Consider the following 16,848-nt stretch of genomic DNA (forward strand, 5'->3'; position numbering starts at 1 on the left):
TTCATCTCCTCAATAATTTCTCGGTGGAATCTGATCAAAGTCCATATCACTGGAAAAAACTGTTTCATGGACATAGATTTCACGAGGAATGGCATCGGCGCCGCGAGCCAAGTAGCGCGAGATGGCATTTTTGACGAACACACCAGCATCTGGGTTGCATTCAACGACACAATTGACGATCCCTTGCTTCAATTTGTCGATCATTTCTTTTTGGGCATCGATCGATACGATCACCAAATCCTTCCCTGGCTCAATATCGGTTTTTTCGAGGGCTTCAAGAGCGCCAAGAGTCATCTCGTCATTGTGACTGAACAAGACATCGATCTGCTCCATTTTGCCTTCTGCGATGTATTGTTCAATGACTTCTTTGCCTTTGCGGCGAATGAAGTCACCATTTAGCTCATCTTTGACTTGGATCGTTACATTGTTGTGGGCATAATCACGCTTGATGGTTTCTCGGAACCCTTCTGAGCGCAAATACGTCGGAGAAGTAGCATCCAGTCCCGTCAATTCTAAAACATTGATCGTTTCATTTTGATGTTCTTTATAATAATTGCTGACGTAGAGACCTGCACGATTGCCCTCGGCTTTGAAGCTTGGCCCGATATGAGTCAGAAACAAGGAGGGATCGCTGACGTTGACATGACGGTCCACCACGAAAACGGGAATCCCCGCTTGCGCAGCTTCTTCCAAAATCGGTTCCCAATTGTTTTCCTGAATCGGGGTAAAGACGATGGCATCGACTTGATACACGATAAAACTGCGGATATCTTGAATCTGACGTTCTTGATTCATATAGCCGTTACGATAGAGCACTTCATAGCCTTCCTTCTCTAATTCAGTGCGAATCGATTCGGTGTGGCGCTTGCGCCAGCTGCTTTCCGTTCCCGATTGAGAAAAACCGATCACGATACTTTCTTCCGATGTTTCAGCGGTCGTTTCTTTGACTGCTTGGCAACCAGCCAAGAAAGACAAACACAACCAAAGGAGTAACCCAATTTTTATATTCCTCATTTTTTTCACCTCTATGGTCTATTCTACTAAAAAATACGGAAGCGCTTTACACAAAATATCAAATCAAATAAAAACCAAGGGAATCTTAAAAAATCCAAGATTACGAAAAGAAAAGGGGGCAACTGAGTCGTTTTTTCTCAAGAAATCCAAGAAACCTCGAAAAAATCTAAATGTAAGCGATTCCTTAACTGGCTATACTGAGAATGTAAGAAAAAGACATGGAGGGATCACAATGAAAGGTACTTTTGGTAAATTGGTCGTCCTAGCATCCACCTTATTGGTTGGCGGATTGTTAGCAGCTTGTGGGAATGGATCAGACAGCGGGGCAAACGGTGACGGAAACAAAGGATTTGTTGGGATCGCGATGCCGACCAAATCGGCAGAACGGTGGATCGCAGATGGCGACAACATGGTAGAAGAATTAGAGAAGCTCGGCTATAAAACTGACTTGCAATATGGAGAAGACAAAGTAGAAAACCAAGTGGCACAAATTGAGAATATGATCACCAAAGGCGTTGATACTTTAGTGATCGCCTCGATCGATGGTTCGGCACTGACAGACGTGTTGGAAAAAGCCCATAACGAAGATATCACAGTCATCGCCTATGACCGTTTACTGATGAACTCGGAATACGTCGATTATTATGCCACCTTTGATAATTTTGGAGTCGGCGTGCTGCAAGCGTCTTATATTGAAGACAAATTGGGTCTCAAAGACGGTGAAGGACCATTTAACATTGAATTATTCGGCGGCTCTCCAGATGATAACAATGCACTGATCAATTATAATGGGGTCCTTTCGGTCTTCCAACAATACTTTGACAGCGGACAGCTAGTCGTTCCTTCTGGTCAAACCAACTTCAACCAAATCGCTACTTTGCGTTGGGATGGTTCAACTGCGCAAGCTCGGATGGACAACTTGTTGAGTGCCAACTATACGGATCAAACATTGGATGCCGTTCTTTCACCTTATGATCCAATCAGCCTAGGAATCATTTCATCGCTTAAAGGCGTTGGCTATGGTTCTTCCGATAAACCACTACCTGTGATTACCGGTCAAGATGCGACGGTGGCAGGGGTGAAATCGATCATCGCGGGCGAACAGACCCAAACGATTTTCAAAGATACACGGGTGTTGGCGAAAAACACGATCGAAATGATCGAAGCCATCACCAATGGCGAGGAAGTGCCAGTCAACGATACGGAAACCTATGACAATGGCGTCAAAGTCGTACCAACCTACTTGTCAAATCCCGTTTCTGTGGATAGCGACAACTACAAAGAAGAACTGATCGATACCGATTACTATACAGAAGAAGAGCTAGGCATTTAAGCAAGAAGCGCTGATCCAGCGAGAAAAGATACTAGTTTCCCCGAAAGCAGTAGGGAAGAACGAATCATCCCCACTATTCGTTCTTTTCGCTTTTCTTACAAAGGCAGCGCACCACTTTTACATAAAAAGGAAAAGGGTGAAAGAACATGGCAGATAATATTTTGATGATGAAAGGCATCGTCAAAGAGTTTTCAGGGGTTCGCGCCCTTGATAACGTCAACCTCTCGATCGAGCGAGGAGAGATCCACGCACTGTGTGGAGAAAATGGCGCTGGCAAGTCCACGCTGATGAATGTCTTAAGCGGACTCTATCCTTACGGCAGCTATGACGGAGAGATCTATTATGAAGGGGAGTTATGCAAGTTCAAAGATTTGCGGGACAGTGAGGACAAAGGAATCGTTATTATTCATCAAGAGTTAGCATTAAGTCCTTACCTGTCGATCAAAGAAAATATCTTTCTAGGAAACGAACAAGCCAAACACGGCATCATTGATTGGGATCTGACCGAAAAAAAAACAGACAACCTCTTAAAGATCGTTGGCTTGAAATTAGACCCGAATACGCTGGTTTCACAAATCGGTGTCGGGCATCAACAGCTGGTGGAAATTGCCAAAGCATTTTCAAAATCCGTCCGATTGTTGATTTTAGATGAGCCAACCGCGGCGTTGAATGAAGAAGAAAGTGCCAATCTGTTAGAGCTGATCAAAGAGTTCCGCAACCAAGGGATCACCTCGATCATCATCTCTCACAAGTTGAATGAAATCGTCAATGTGGCGGATCGCATCACGATTTTACGTGACGGGCAAACGATCGAGACGCTGAGTGGTGCCGAAATCTCTGAAGAGCGCATCATTCGCGGCATGGTTGGGCGAGATTTGACCAATCGCTACCCAGAGCGGAACCCTACTATTGGTGAACCGTTTTTTGAAGTCAAAAATTGGACGGTCCATCATCCAATCGACCATACCCGTGTGGTGAATGAGAATTTGAACTTGATGATCCGCAAAGGAGAGATCATCGGCATCGCCGGTTTGATGGGTGCGGGACGGACAGAGTTTGCCATGAGTGTCTTCGGTCATTCCTACGGCAGTTCGATTTCGGGGGAAGTCTATAAAGACGGCCAACCGATTTCTGTCAAAGACGTGCCAACCGCCATCAAAAATGGGTTAGCCTATGTGTCGGAAGATCGAAAAGCGCTGGGTTTGAATCTGCTGATGGATATTCGCGAGAATACCACCATTGCTAGTCTTGCCAAAATCAGCCGCCAAGGGGTCATCGATAAAGAAAAAGAAGTCACGATGGCTGAAGAATTCCGCAAAAAAATGCGGACGAAAACCAATTCGATCTATCAAAACGTCGGCAGCTTGAGCGGCGGGAATCAGCAAAAAGTCGTTTTGGCAAAATGGCTGATGACCACACCAGACATCTTATTTTTAGATGAACCGACCCGTGGGATCGATGTCGGGGCGAAATACGAAATCTATACGATCATCGAAGAGATGGCAGCAGCTGGCAAAGCCATTTGCATCATCTCCTCGGAGCTGCCAGAACTATTAGGCATGTGTGACCGAATCTATACGATGAACGAAGGCCGCTTCACGGGCGAAGTGTTACGGGAAGAGGCGGACCAAGAACGATTGATGAATCTAATGACATTAGAAGAGAGTGGGGTTTGAGATGGAAACAACCAATAAATTAAAAAAAGAACGCAGCCATTCGCTGAAAGAAAAGGCACTGGAAATCTTTAGCAAATACAGTATGATCATTATCTTAGCAGTGCTGCTGGTGGCCTTTCAGCTCATGACCGACGGGATTTTCTGGCGGCCGCTGAATATCACCAACCTCGTGTTGCAAAACAGTCATATTCTCGTTTTGGCAGCTGGTATGCTCTTGGTCGTCTTGTTAGGACATGTTGATTTATCCGTAGGGTCCGTGATGGCGTTTGTCGGTGCGATTGCAGGCGTCTTAATGGTCAATAACGGCATCAGTCCTTGGCTGGCAGTGCCTCTTTGCTTACTGATGGGCGCAGTGATCGGTGCCTGGCAAGGCTTCTGGGTCGCGTATGTCGGTATCCCAGCATTTATCGTGACCTTGTCTGGTTTACTGATGTTTCGAGGACTGACCCAAGTCGTCTTAGGGGGTCAATCATTGGCGCCGTTTCCCAAGGCATTCCAACAAATTTCTACTGGGTATTTGCCAGATATTGCAGGCGGTCAGATCCATTTACTTTCCATGATTTTAGGTGTAGTGATCACGGGCATCCTGATTTTAGGCCAATGGCGGACCCGTGAGCGTCGCAAAAAAAATCTTTTTGAAGTGGAATCAATGGCAGCCTTTGCCTTTAAAGCCGTCTTTACTGCGGTCGTATTTCTCGGCGCTACCTATATCTTTGCCTCTTATCAAGGGTATCCGATCATTTTGATCGTCTTAGGGGTGATCGTGGCTGCTTATGGCTTTTTGACTAACAAAACCGTTGCTGGTCGTCAAATCTATGCAACCGGCGGCAACAAAAAAGCAGCCGAACTTTCTGGGATCAAGACGAAGAAAATCACCTTCTGGGTCTTCGTGAACATGGGGATGATGGCAGCTTTGGCGGGCTTGGTTTTAGCCGCTCGGTTGAACGCAGCCACCCCGCAAGCAGGAACGTCAATGGAATTAGATGCAATGGCCGCAGTGTATTTCGGCGGTGCTTCCACCTCAGGCGGTATTGGTACTGTGATGGGTGCGATCGTTGGTGGGCTCGTGATGGGTGTCTTAAACAATGGGATGTCGATCTTAGGAGTCGGTGTCGATTGGCAGCAAGCCATCAAAGGGTTGATTTTGCTGCTGGCGGTCGTGTTGGATATCTACAATAAGAAAAAGAAAATATCGTAGGAGGGCCTGTTTATGGAGGAACAAGCACAAAAGACGATTTTATTGATTTGTACCGCAGGTATCACTACGGGTCTCTTAGTGAAAAATATGCAGCGAGCTGCAGATGAAAAAGGATTAGCCGTGCATATCTATTCGGCACCAGCCATCATTGCTGAACAGATCCTGCAGCAGCAGACTGTCGATGCCTTGCTGATCGGTCCGCAGTCGAAGTACGAAGTCAATCGATTGAAAGACTTTCTCATGGTCAAAGCGGTGCCTTATAAATTGATCAAAGAAACAGATTACGAGTTGTTAGATGGCGAAGCTGTCCTTGCAGACAGCCTGACCCTCTTGCAAAACGATCGCTAACCAGCAGCTTGGCAAAAAGCTAGGTGGTCAGCAGTTGAATAGGCTCCCCAGAGTAGTGCTTGTCATCCCCCACAAGCACTACTCTTTTTGCGGTGCTTTTCTGCCTACACTAGCCAAGAAAGCCCCTCTTAAGCAGCAATGCGTGGCAAGCCCGTTGGTTCGTTTTCTCGTGTTTAGGACATCGCATCATAGACAAACAAAAGAGAAGTTGAGGGGGAAGAGGACGAAGCTGACACCACGCGTATGCTGTCTAAAGGCAAGTGATGGACGAGTGTTTCATGTACTTAAAGCATCGTGGCTGTGGGCGGTAGGAGGGGGAAATGAGCTGCTTACACCGCTTCTGGTTTCTCGTTCGTAACTAAGCGTTTCGTAGGAAACACAACGAAACCCAAAAACAGACAGTCTGCTGACTGTCTGTTTTTAGGGGATACAAATAAGGAATAAAAGTGGATATTAGTTAAATGCGACTGCCTAGGGGGCAAATCCGAGAACAGTGCATGGTAACTACAAATTAAGGAAGTGTGATGACATTTTCTGAATCTTTGTCGAAGAAGTGTGCTTTGTTGATGTTGAAAGCCAAATCAACCGTTTCACCTGGACGGTGGAAGTCACGAGCATCAACTTTCGAGATAAATTCAGTCGCACCTACGCGTGTATAAAGCATCGTTTCTGCACCTAATAATTCAGATACGACTACTTCGGCACGTACAGTTGCTTCAGGAGAAGCTTCCAATGCGATTTGTTCACTGTGAATATCTTCTGGACGAATACCAAAGACTAATTGTTTGCCTTCGTACCCTTTTTCCACAAGAATCTTGTTCTTGCCTTCAGGAATACGTAAGTTCAAGCTTTGTCCATCAGAGATCATACCGTTTTTCAACGTAACATTGAAGAAGTTCATTGCTGGTGAACCGATAAAGCCGGCAACGAAAATGTTTTTCGGTGTGTTGTAGACTTCTTTTGGTGAACCGATTTGTTGAATGAAGCCATCTTTCATGATAACGATCCGGTCAGCCATGGTCATCGCTTCTGTTTGGTCATGGGTTACATAGATCGTCGTTGTTTCTAAACGTTGGTGTAACTTTGCGATTTCCGCACGCATGGCAACCCGCAATTTCGCATCTAAGTTTGACAACGGCTCATCCATCAAGAAGACTTTGGCATCACGGACGATGGCACGGCCTAGGGCAACCCGTTGACGCTGACCACCTGAAAGGGCAGCTGGTTTACGATCTAAGTATTCTGTCAATCCTAAGATCTCAGCGGCATTTTCTACCCGTTTTTTAATTTCTTCTTTGTCGTATTTACGCAATTTCAAACCAAATGCCATGTTGTTGAAAACAGTCATATGGGGATACAATGCGTAGTTCTGGAAAACCATCGCGATGTCGCGGTCTTTTGGTGCCACATCGTTCATTACTTTTCCACCGATGCTCAATTCGCCTTCAGAAATATCTTCTAAACCAGCGATCATTCGAAGCGTTGTTGATTTTCCGCAACCAGAAGGTCCAACGAAAACGATGAATTCGCGATCCGCGATATCTAAATTAAAATCAGTTACCGAATACGCATCATTATTATCATATTTTTTGTGGATATTTTTTAAGGCCATTTCTACCATTGGGATTACCTCTTTCCATTTAGTTTACATGAACATCATAAATGAAAACGCTTCGAAGGTGCAACGGAAACATGCACAAGAAAAAAACGTTTTCTTGTGCATGTTGTTTAATTGCTCTGATGGGTGAACTGATCGATCAATAGATAGCAAAGCAGCAGATCATCCATATTTTTTAAATTTAAGCGCGTCAGTGTTTGAAACTTATCGATCTTATATAGGAGAGAATTCCGATGCATGAACAGTTCTTTGGCTGTGGAGCTTGCATTGCCTTGATTGCGCCACAGGGATTGAATGATCGTTTCGGTCTCTTCTTCAAACCAATCTAGATACAAGGTACGAAACAAGGAAATATACTCGGAAAAGCCGTTGCGAAAAAGAGAGAAGACCACTTTGGGCAGATCCATACTTTTACTGGTGGTTTTCGTTTTTAACTCATTTTTGAACAGGCTAGACTCACTTGCCCATAAGGTAGTGAAATCGTGGCGCGGATGATGGAAGGGACCGACGAACAGCTGAGAATAGCAGTCGAAATCCATATCCAAAGCGACGAATAAGCCGTCGAGATCTTCGATGGGCAAATTGGCACCATCTTGTTTTTCTACGATCACTGCATGGTCTTCGGTGAGGAAAAAAAGATCCACCACGCTAGGGAGCATTTGCTGGATCTCTGCGAGCCATTCGGATTGCAAAGAGTCGATGGTTCGGGTGAAATGAACTTGCAGCAAGCGAATCCACTCTGGCTCTTGAACGGGCTGATGTTCAAATAAAATCGGATACCATGGATGGTTTCGGTTATCGATTTCTGGTTGCAAAGAGCCGTTTCCCAGTTGGATCAGCAATTTTTCACTGTCACTTAATTGGTCAGTTGGCAGCCAAATATATTTTTTGCCGAAGGCGATGGATTCGATATCCTTCGTTGTGGCAACTTTGTCATGCAACGTTGCCTGGGGGAAACGTGCTTTGATGTCATTAAAAGAAAAAATGAGAAAGACCTCCTTTGAGATACTCTACGTATTCTTCAATTAGTATAGCATGTTCTAAAAAAACCGTTCAAAATTTTCCCAGGAAAAAAGCACAGCCCTTCACCGAAAGCTCTGCCTTCTCATGGCAGGAGGACTGCTTTTTTCTCCGAAGCGATTGCTTCTATAATCCTAACAGTTGTTTTTTCTTGAAGGCAAATTCTTCTTCAGTCAAAATTCCTTCGTCGACCAACACTTTTAGTTCACGTAGTTCAGCAATGAGCGCTTCCGTCGGCTTCGCAGCTGGCGGCGGCGATGGGTTCGTTAACGGGACCGACCGCTCCCGAGGGAAGTTGGTGAGGTAGCGCTGTATGATCCGAGCAATCACCAAGTCTTTTTCGGCAAAGCAAAGGGAGTGATTCGGTTCCATTCGTCTGAAGGAATGGGTTTCTCTGATCGCTCCGCCGCCAATATACAATTCTAAAAAGCCATTGCCTTTCCAAAGTCCTGATTCAGCAACTTCTTTCAGATTGACACTGGTGATTTGGGGAATCTGCAGAACCTGTTTCGCTTTCTTCTTGTAATCGATGATCGTGAGGGTATCTTCTGAAATGACCCAAGCATCACGATAATGATAGGAAAGTAATTTGATTTTTCCAGCCTCTTCATCCACGTAACTTTTGGCTGATTGCCCACCAAGTGCTGCCAAATGATCCGTTAAAAATTCATAGGCTTTTTGGGCATCGATTCGATTGGTGAAATAGAGCAATTGAGAATTACCTGGTACCTGCAGTCGGAGGTAGTCCACTAAGAGACCTTTGCCTATATGTAATTCCACATCGGCAATTTTTGCCATGGGGATCTTTTCATCCGGGATTTTTGGATGGGTGTTGTTTATCCAGACGCCTTTTTTCGTAATAAGCCAACGACAGCTGGCATCATGTCTGCGATTTTCTCGATATTTTTTTGAATACAAAATAATGGGTTCCTCGTAGGTTTCATTAGGTGTTCTCGTCAAAATACTTACCTCCTTAAACGTAATAAGCAACATTTTATTCAATTATACAACAAATAGTGTTTTGATTCGTTTTATTCTGATTAAAATAAGGGGAATTTATCATTTGCCTTCTTTTCGTTAGGTTTTTTTAGAAAAAAAGTCATAGCAGCAATTGACACGGAAGCGGTTTCTTGGTATCTTAGATGTACGGACAACTTTTGAAAGATGGGATTAAAATGGCGAATAAGTACGAACAACTTGCGGATATCTTAAGAGAAAAGATCCGCTTAGGCACCTATCAAGAAGGCGATGCGATCCCTTCAGAAGCAACCTTACAGGAAGAATTTCATTATAGCCGTCACACGGTGCGCCAAGCGATCGCTGTTTTGGTCAATGAAGGCTATTTAAGAAAAGAACGGGGCTCAGGCACCTACGTTTCAAAACCTGAGACTGTCAATCATAAAAACCGCAAAACGATTGGGATCATCATGACCTATTTGTCTGATTATATTTTCCCTTCGATCATGCGCGGCGTGGAGCAGACATTGCGGGAGCAAGGCTATTCACTGCTTCTAGGATCAACCAACAATGACCATGAGCAAGAAAGAGCGTGCTTGCAGCAAATGATGGATCAAGGGGTAGACGGGTTGATCGTTGAGCCAACGAAGAGCAGCCAGTACAACCCGAATCTTGCCTATTATGTCGCCCTCCAAGAAGCTGGGATTCCTCTCGTCATGATCAATGCCTATTACGAAGAACTAGACTTGCCGCATATTTGTGTCAACGATACACGTTCTGGGTTTTTAGCAACCAATTATTTATTAGAACAACAGCATCAGCAGTTGATGATGATCACGAAAATCGATGACTTACAAGGGAAATATCGGATGAAAGGGTTTGTCAAAGCATTGACCCAAGCCAAGCGGACGTTTGCAGCAGAAGACGTCTTGACGTATACGACGGAGACGAAAGAAGCCGTTATTGAACAAGCGATCCAGCGCTTGACGGCTGCCGATAATCAAGTCACAGGCATCGTTTGTTACAACGATGAGATCGCGCATCGCTTGATTCAAGCATTGACGGCTGCTGGGAAGAACGTTCCTACTGATTTTTCGATCGTGGGTAACGATGACTCGCCTCTTAGCACCTTGTCCACACCGACGATCACCACACTGACTCACCCGAAAGAAGCGATGGGGGAATTGGCGGCACAATGGATCACTACAGGTAAGGCAACAGAAGCGCAACGCTTTTATTTTGAACCGGAGCTGATCGTTCGCGGTTCAGTCAATAACCAAAAAGGAGAATAAGAAGATGACGCAACAAGTAAGGCAAGCAATTATTGACGGGCGCACGTCTCTTGGGATCGAGCTAGGCTCGACACGGATCAAAGCTGTCTTGATCGATGAGCAGTTTCAGACGATCGCTTCGGGTAGCTTTGAATGGGAAAATCAATTGGAGCAAGGAATTTGGACCTACTCACTAGAGGCGATTTGGCAAGGACTGCAAGCCAGCTACCAAGAGTTGGCGCACAACATCCAACAGCAATTCGAGGTACCTTTGACGACGATCGGCAGTATCGGTTTTTCTGCAATGATGCACGGCTATATGGCTTTTGATCAGCAAGGCACGCTGTTGGTACCTTTTCGGACATGGCGCAATGCGATCACGGAAGAAGCAGAAAAAGCCTTGACGGCATTGTTCCAATACAACATCCCGCAGCGTTGGAGTATCGCGCATTTGTATCAAGCGATTTTGAATCAAGAAGCCCACGTCCCAGAGGTTGCTTTTTTCACTACCTTAGCCGGCTACGTCCATTGGCAGCTGACAGGGGAAAAAGTTATCGGAATCGGCGATGCATCAGGGATGTTCCCAATCGACAGTACGACAAAAAACTATGATGCGAATATGCTGCAGCAATTTGATGCACAAATCAGCAGTCAAGGCTATCCTTGGCAGATCAAAGACCTTTTGCCGCAAGTGTTGACAGCAGGCGAACCAGCCGGCACATTGACGGCAGAAGGGGCAAAAAAACTCGACCCAACTGGTACTTTGCAAGCTGGCATCCCGTTATGCCCGCCAGAAGGCGATGCGGGCACTGGCATGGTTGCCACGAATAGTGTGGCACAGCGAAGCGGGAATGTTTCAGCCGGGACGTCTGCTTTTGCCATGATCGTCTTAGAAGAACCCTTAACTAAAGTGTATCCAGAGATCGATTTGGTCACGACGCCTTCTGGTGATTTGGTGGGGATGGTCCATACGAATAACTGTACCTCGGAGATCAATGCCTGGGTCAAACTTTTCCGCGAATTTGCCGACGCAGCTGGAATGAAACTTTCAACGGAAGAATTGTTTGCGACCTTATTCAACGAAGCATTGAAAGGGGATTCAGACTGTGGCGGGATGCTTTCTTATGGCTATTATTCTGGTGAAAATATCACTAAGATCCCTGAAGGACGGCCACTTTTCGTCCGATCGCCAGAGAGTTCTTTTACTTTAGCAAATTTCATGCGCTTACATCTGTTTAGTGCCTTTGGTGCGATGAAGATCGGGATGAAGATTCTGGAAGCCGAAGACGTCGCTATTGATCGAATCGTTGGTCACGGTGGGATCTTCAAAACACCAGAAGTTGCCCAGCGTGTCTTGGCAGCTGTCATGGAAGCCCCAGTCACGGTCATGGAGACAGCTGGTGAAGGCGGCGCCTGGGGGATCGCCCTTTTAGCAGCGTACCTTCGCCGTCATACGCCAGAACAATCCTTGGCCGCATTCTTAGCAGATCAAGTGTTTAAAAATGACCACGGCGTGACGTTAGCCCCAACGGAAGCCGACATTCAGGGGTTCACCGTCTTTACCCAACGTTACCAAGCAGGGTTGCCGATCGAGCAAGCGGCAATCGATGCGTTGATTTAAAAAGAAAGAAGGGAATTTTGTGTTAGAAGGATTAAAAGAAGAAGTCTTTCAGGCCAATTTGGCATTGCCTAAGCAAGGATTGATCAAATACACTTGGGGCAATGTGTCAGCAGTGGATCGCCAACAGCAGTTGTTTGTCATCAAACCAAGCGGTGTTGACTATGAAACCATGCAAGCCAGTGATATGGTGGTTTGTGATTTTGAGGGCAACGTAGTGGAAGGAGCGAAAAATCCTTCCTCCGATACGCCAACGCATGCCGTTTTATACAAAGCATTTCCAGAAATTGGTGGGATCGTCCATACCCATTCTACTTGGGCGACGAGCTGGGCTCAGGCAGGAATCGATTTGCCAGCGATGGGCACGACCCATGCCGATACGTTTTATGGAGCAGTCCCCTGTGCCCGCTTTTTGACGCAAACCGAGATCGATGAAGGCTATGAAGCACAAACAGGACAGGTGATCGTCGAAACCTTTAAGGAACGCGGCATCACGCCAGAAGAAATTCCTGGTGTCTTGCTTCACGGTCATGGACCGTTTACCTGGGGCAAAACGGCGGATGCGGCGGTGATGAACGCAGTGGTCTTAGAAGAAGTTGCTAAGATGAATTTTATCACGCGCCAGCTGAACAGTTACGCACCCGAATTGCCGCAGCGGGTCTTAGACAAGCATTATTTACGCAAACATGGAGAAAATGCCTATTACGGGCAAAAATAACGAAAAAGGAGCAAGTAGAATGTTAGAAATCGGGAAAAAAGAATTTTGGTTCGTCGTAGGATCACAGCACTTATACGGAGAAGAAGCATTACAAGAAGTACGGGACCATGCAGAAGAAATGGTCAAAAGCTTAAATGACAGCTCAAAGCTGCCTTATCCAGTCGTTTTACAAGAACTCGCTGTTACTGCCGATACGATTACGAAAATCATGAAAGAAGTCAACTATCGGGATGAAGTCGCTGGGGTGATCACCTGGATGCATACCTTCTCACCAGCAAAAATGTGGATTCGCGGCACGAAATTATTACAAAAACCATTGCTGCACCTTGCCACTCAATACAATGAACAAATTCCATGGGAAACCATCGATATGGACTTTATGAACTTGAACCAAGCGGCTCATGGTGACCGAGAATATGGATTTATCAATGCCCGTTTGAAAAAGCAAAACAAAATCGTTGTCGGCTATTGGAAAAATGAAGCCATCCAAAAAGAAATCGCTGCTTGGATGGACGTGGCAGTCGGCTACAATGAAAGCTTCCAAATCAAAGTCGCTCGTTTTGGCGACAACATGCGTAACGTTGGGGTGACCGAAGGCGATAAAGTCGAAGCACAGATCCAATTTGGCTGGACCGTTGATTATTTTGGGATCGGCGATTTGGTTCAAGTCGTCGATGCGGTGACTGACGAAGAAGTCGATGCACTCTTTGAAGAATACAGCCAGCTGTATGATTTCGATTATGGCGATTACGACAAAGAAGAATGGGCACGTCATGTCAAAGCCCAAGCCAAACAAGAAATCGGTCTGCGCCGCTTCCTTGAAGCAGGCGGCTATACGGCATTTACCACGAACTTTGAAGACCTATATGGTATGCAGCAGTTGCCTGGTTTAGCTGTACAACGTTTGATGGCAGAAGGCTATGGGTTTGCTGGTGAAGGGGACTGGAAAACCGCCGCTATTGACCGCTTGATGAAAATCATGGCCCACAATAAAGCGACTGGCTTTATGGAAGACTATACCTATGAGCTGACACCAGGAAAAGAAGCCATCTTGCAATCCCACATGATGGAAGTCGATCCAGTATTAGCAGCCAACAAACCAAAAATCGTGGTTTCGCCATTGTCGATGGGGGATCGTGAAGACCCAGCCCGACTCGTCTTTGACGGCCAAGGCGGCGAAGGTGTCGTGGTTTCGATGGCCGACTTTGGCACCCACTACAAATTATTGATCAATGAAGTCGATGCCTTTGAGCCAACTGAAGAAGCACCAAAACTACCGGTTGCACGAGTAATGTGGACACCAAAACCAAATTTCCACGATGGCGTCAAACAGTGGATCGAAACAGGCGGTGGCCATCACACCGTTGTCTCACTTGTCCTAAATTCTGATCAGATCGAAACATGGGCGAAGCTTGTGGGATTAGAATACGTAACGATCAAATAAGTACCCAATCACAAAAGAAACCGTTGGCGATGGTCGGCGGTTTCTTTGCGTTTTTCTTAAGCTTTCTTGCCTTCTAGCTGCAAAGTGCGGATAAGCAGACCCCTGAAAGCACCAGCAATCAGCAAAATTGACTTTTAAATATAGGGGGCATAGACTTTTATGTAAGAGTGGAACAATGGACTAAAAGGAGGAGCACAATGAAGACAACCTACGATACACCAGAGTATTATCAGAAAATGAACGCTTGGTGGCGAGCAGCCAACTACCTTTCCGTTGGTCAGATTTATTTGAAAGACAATCCCTTATTGCGCCGCCCCATCGAAGAAAAAGATTTGAAAGTGAATCCGATTGGTCACTGGGGAACGATCGCAGGGCAAAATTTTATTTACACCCATCTCAATCGCGTCATCAATAAGTACGACTTAAACATGTTTTATATCGAAGGACCAGGCCATGGCGGACAAGTCATGGTTGCGAATGCTTATTTAGACGGCAGCTACAGCGAGATCTATCCAAAAGCCACCCAAGACGAAGCAGGGATGAAACATCTATTCAAAACCTTCTCTTTCCCAGGTGGGATCGCTTCTCATGCGGCACCTGAAACGCCAGGTTCGATCCATGAAGGCGGCGAGCTAGGCTATTCCATCGCCCACGCTACCGGAGCTATTTTAGACAATCCCGATGTCATTGCAGCAGTAGTGGTCGGTGATGGCGAAGCCGAAACTGGACCATTAGCGGGCAGCTGGTTTTCAAATACCTTTATCAATCCAGTCAATGATGGCGCAATTTTGCCTATCTTGCATTTAAATGGCGCCAAAATTGCCAATCCAACGATCTTGGCTCGTAAAAGTGACCAAGATCTCACGAAATATTTTGAAGGCATGGGTTGGACCCCTTATTTCGTAGAAGGGGACGATCCAGAAGCCGTTCATCCGCAATTGGCACAGAAAATGGATCAAGCCATTGAACAGATCCACGCGATCCAAGCAGAAGCCCGCAAAGGTTCTGCGGAAGAAGCCGCTATGCCTCATTGGCCTGTTTTGATCGTTCGCACACCGAAAGGGTGGACTGGACCGAAAGTCTGGGATGGCGAGCCGATTGAAGGGGGCTTCCGTGCCCACCAAGTACCGATCCCTGTCAATGCGAAACATATGGAACACGTGGATGCTTTGACGGATTGGCTGCAGTCATATCGTCCAGAAGAGCTTTTTGACGAAAACGGCCGCATCAAAGCTGAGATTCAAGAATTGGCACCAAAAGGAGAGCAGCGGATGGCGGTCAACCCAATCACCAATGGGGGGATCGATCCGCAACCGCTACGCTTGCCAGATTGGCAAGCACATGCCATTGCGATTGAGACACCAGGGGAAACGACTGCCCAAGACATGATGGTCTTTGGGAAATTTGCCCGTGACATCATCAAAGAAAATCCCGACAACTTCCGCATCTTTGGCCCAGATGAAGCCAAATCCAATCGGTTGAACCATGTGTTTGAAGTCACGGACCGCCAATGGTTGGAGCCAAAACATCCTGATTATGATGAATGGCTGTCTTCAGTGGGCCGTGTGATTGATTCACAATTATCAGAACATCAAGCAGAAGGCTTCTTGGAAGGCTATGTGCTGACGGGTCGTCATGGCTTCTTTGCCAGCTACGAGTCATTCTTAAGAGTCGTTGATTCTATGATCACGCAACACTTCAAATGGTTACGAAAAGCCCATGATCTTGACTGGCGCAACCCGTACCCCTCATTGAATTTGATTGCTTCATCAACGGTCTTCCAACAAGACCATAATGGGTACACCCACCAAGATCCAGGGATCATGACCCATATTGCAGAGAAAAAAGCCGACTTTGTGCGGGTCTACTTGCCAGCCGATGCCAATAGCTTGATGGCTGTCATGGCAGAAACGCTCGCTTCTGAAGAAAAGATCAATCTAGTGGTCTCTTCAAAACACCCACGTCCGCAGTTTTATTCGGCGGATGAAGCGAAAGTGCTTGTCAAAGATGGCTTGAAAGTCATCGACTGGGCATCGACAGATGAAGGACAAGAACCCGATATTGTGATCGCAGCTGCTGGGACGGAACCGAATTTGGAAGCTTTAGCTGCTGTTTCGTTGCTGATTGAAGCCTTCCCAGAGTTGAAAGTCCGCTTCATCAATGTGGTCGATCTATTGAAATTGCGTCGTCCAGAAGTCGATCCTCGTGGGTTAAGCGATGAAGCATTCGAAGCCTACTTTACGAAAGACAAACCGATCGTGTTTGCTTTCCACGGGTATGAAGGACTGATTCGCGATATCTTCTTTGGCCGTCGCAACCAACAGCTTCATATTCATGGGTACCGAGAAAATGGCGACATCACGACACCGTTTGATATGCGGATCCTTTCTGAATTGGATCGCTTCCACTTAGCCAAAGACGCCGCCGAATGGGTCTATGGAGAAAAAGCAACGGACTTTGCCCAAAAAATGGCAGACACCGTTGCGTATCACCATGACTTTATTCGAGAAAACGGCTATGATATCGCCGAAGTCGAAGAGTGGGAATGGAAACCATTGCGTTGATTTATTCTCCACAACGCCAACGTAAGACAGTTTAAGAACAAAAAAGCACAAAAGAAACAAAACGATCCG

13 protein-coding genes are annotated in these 16,848 nt (G+C 46.1%); 9 read left to right on the top strand and 4 right to left on the bottom strand.

Features of this window, described 5'->3' with window-relative positions; all coding sequences use genetic code 11:
* Positions 1 to 9: 9 nt before the first annotated feature.
* Positions 10 to 1,014 carry an ABC transporter substrate-binding protein gene (locus IGI69_RS02085; RefSeq protein WP_008376147.1) on the bottom strand — a complete coding sequence of 335 codons (1,005 nt, stop codon included), beginning with the start codon at positions 1,012 to 1,014 and terminating at the stop codon, positions 10 to 12.
* Positions 1,015 to 1,246: 232 nt separating this feature from the next.
* On the opposite strand from IGI69_RS02085, the gene chvE reads away from it, so the two are divergent.
* The 4 genes from chvE to IGI69_RS02105 all read left to right on the top strand — a co-directional run bounded on the left by chvE (position 1,247) and on the right by IGI69_RS02105 (position 5,569).
* Positions 1,247 to 2,347, top strand: a complete 1,101-nt coding sequence (gene chvE / locus IGI69_RS02090; protein WP_096742173.1) for a multiple monosaccharide ABC transporter substrate-binding protein — start codon at positions 1,247 to 1,249, stop codon at positions 2,345 to 2,347.
* A 146-nt stretch (positions 2,348 to 2,493) separates the two neighbouring features.
* A complete protein-coding gene (gene mmsA, locus IGI69_RS02095) occupies positions 2,494 to 4,023 on the top strand; it encodes a multiple monosaccharide ABC transporter ATP-binding protein (RefSeq protein WP_005231476.1) in 1,530 nt (509 codons plus the stop codon).
* Position 4,024: 1 nt separating this feature from the next.
* Positions 4,025 to 5,221 (top strand): multiple monosaccharide ABC transporter permease, encoded by a 1,197-nt coding sequence (mmsB, locus tag IGI69_RS02100; protein ID WP_005227258.1) that lies wholly within the window; start codon positions 4,025 to 4,027, stop codon positions 5,219 to 5,221.
* Positions 5,222 to 5,233: 12 nt separating this feature from the next.
* Positions 5,234 to 5,569: a PTS sugar transporter subunit IIB gene (locus tag IGI69_RS02105; protein WP_010748708.1), complete on the top strand. Its 336-nt coding sequence runs from the start codon at positions 5,234 to 5,236 to the stop codon at positions 5,567 to 5,569.
* 511 nt (positions 5,570 to 6,080) lie between these two features.
* Here IGI69_RS02105 and IGI69_RS02110 read toward each other — a convergent pair.
* The 3 genes from IGI69_RS02110 to IGI69_RS02120 form a co-directional block, all read right to left on the bottom strand.
* On the bottom strand, positions 6,081 to 7,190 hold the full coding sequence (locus tag IGI69_RS02110) for an ABC transporter ATP-binding protein (RefSeq protein WP_005227260.1): 1,110 nt from the start codon (positions 7,188 to 7,190) through the stop codon (positions 6,081 to 6,083).
* Between the two features lie 107 nt (positions 7,191 to 7,297).
* Entirely contained in the window at positions 7,298 to 8,128 is an 831-nt protein-coding gene (locus IGI69_RS02115; protein ID WP_332281896.1) for a helix-turn-helix domain-containing protein, read from the bottom strand.
* Positions 8,129 to 8,333: 205 nt separating this feature from the next.
* A complete protein-coding gene (locus IGI69_RS02120; protein ID WP_074934402.1) occupies positions 8,334 to 9,200 on the bottom strand; it encodes an SHOCT domain-containing protein in 867 nt (288 codons plus the stop codon).
* Positions 9,201 to 9,349: 149 nt separating this feature from the next.
* On the opposite strand from IGI69_RS02120, the gene IGI69_RS02125 reads away from it, so the two are divergent.
* The 5 genes from IGI69_RS02125 to IGI69_RS02145 all read left to right on the top strand — a co-directional run bounded on the left by IGI69_RS02125 (position 9,350) and on the right by IGI69_RS02145 (position 16,779).
* Positions 9,350 to 10,456 (top strand): GntR family transcriptional regulator, encoded by a 1,107-nt coding sequence (locus IGI69_RS02125; RefSeq protein WP_016609602.1) that lies wholly within the window; start codon positions 9,350 to 9,352, stop codon positions 10,454 to 10,456.
* Positions 10,457 to 10,460: 4 nt separating this feature from the next.
* Complete coding sequence (locus tag IGI69_RS02130) at positions 10,461 to 12,056, top strand: xylulokinase (protein WP_081116183.1); 1,596 nt, start codon at positions 10,461 to 10,463, stop codon at positions 12,054 to 12,056.
* 19 nt (positions 12,057 to 12,075) lie between these two features.
* Entirely contained in the window at positions 12,076 to 12,771 is a 696-nt protein-coding gene (locus IGI69_RS02135; RefSeq protein WP_373192449.1) for an L-ribulose-5-phosphate 4-epimerase, read from the top strand.
* Between the two features lie 19 nt (positions 12,772 to 12,790).
* Positions 12,791 to 14,215 (top strand): L-arabinose isomerase, encoded by a 1,425-nt coding sequence (gene araA, locus IGI69_RS02140; protein WP_005227266.1) that lies wholly within the window; start codon positions 12,791 to 12,793, stop codon positions 14,213 to 14,215.
* A 197-nt stretch (positions 14,216 to 14,412) separates the two neighbouring features.
* Complete coding sequence (locus tag IGI69_RS02145; RefSeq protein ID WP_005227267.1) at positions 14,413 to 16,779, top strand: phosphoketolase family protein; 2,367 nt, start codon at positions 14,413 to 14,415, stop codon at positions 16,777 to 16,779.
* Positions 16,780 to 16,848: the final 69 nt, after the last annotated feature.

It is taken from the genome of Enterococcus sp. DIV1083b (assembly GCF_051713705.1).
GTDB lineage: Bacteria > Bacillota > Bacilli > Lactobacillales > Enterococcaceae > Enterococcus_D > Enterococcus_D casseliflavus.

What these genes read in the sequence shown, in the direction of transcription:
- araA (WP_005227266.1), top strand. Translation starts at nt 12,791, where the DNA reads ATGTTAGAAATCGGGAAAAAAGAATTTTGGTTCGTCGTAGGATCACAG.
- chvE (WP_096742173.1), top strand. Translation starts at nt 1,247, where the DNA reads ATGAAAGGTACTTTTGGTAAATTGGTCGTCCTAGCATCCACCTTATTG.
- mmsA (WP_005231476.1), top strand. Translation starts at nt 2,494, where the DNA reads ATGGCAGATAATATTTTGATGATGAAAGGCATCGTCAAAGAGTTTTCA.
- IGI69_RS02120 (WP_074934402.1), bottom strand. Translation starts at nt 9,200, where the DNA reads ATGTTGCTTATTACGTTTAAGGAGGTAAGTATTTTGACGAGAACACCT.
- IGI69_RS02110 (WP_005227260.1), bottom strand. Translation starts at nt 7,190, where the DNA reads ATGGTAGAAATGGCCTTAAAAAATATCCACAAAAAATATGATAATAAT.
- mmsB (WP_005227258.1), top strand. Translation starts at nt 4,025, where the DNA reads ATGGAAACAACCAATAAATTAAAAAAAGAACGCAGCCATTCGCTGAAA.
- IGI69_RS02085 (WP_008376147.1), bottom strand. Translation starts at nt 1,014, where the DNA reads ATGAGGAATATAAAAATTGGGTTACTCCTTTGGTTGTGTTTGTCTTTC.
- IGI69_RS02125 (WP_016609602.1), top strand. Translation starts at nt 9,350, where the DNA reads ATGTACGGACAACTTTTGAAAGATGGGATTAAAATGGCGAATAAGTAC.
- IGI69_RS02105 (WP_010748708.1), top strand. Translation starts at nt 5,234, where the DNA reads ATGGAGGAACAAGCACAAAAGACGATTTTATTGATTTGTACCGCAGGT.
- IGI69_RS02130 (WP_081116183.1), top strand. Translation starts at nt 10,461, where the DNA reads ATGACGCAACAAGTAAGGCAAGCAATTATTGACGGGCGCACGTCTCTT.
- IGI69_RS02145 (WP_005227267.1), top strand. Translation starts at nt 14,413, where the DNA reads ATGAAGACAACCTACGATACACCAGAGTATTATCAGAAAATGAACGCT.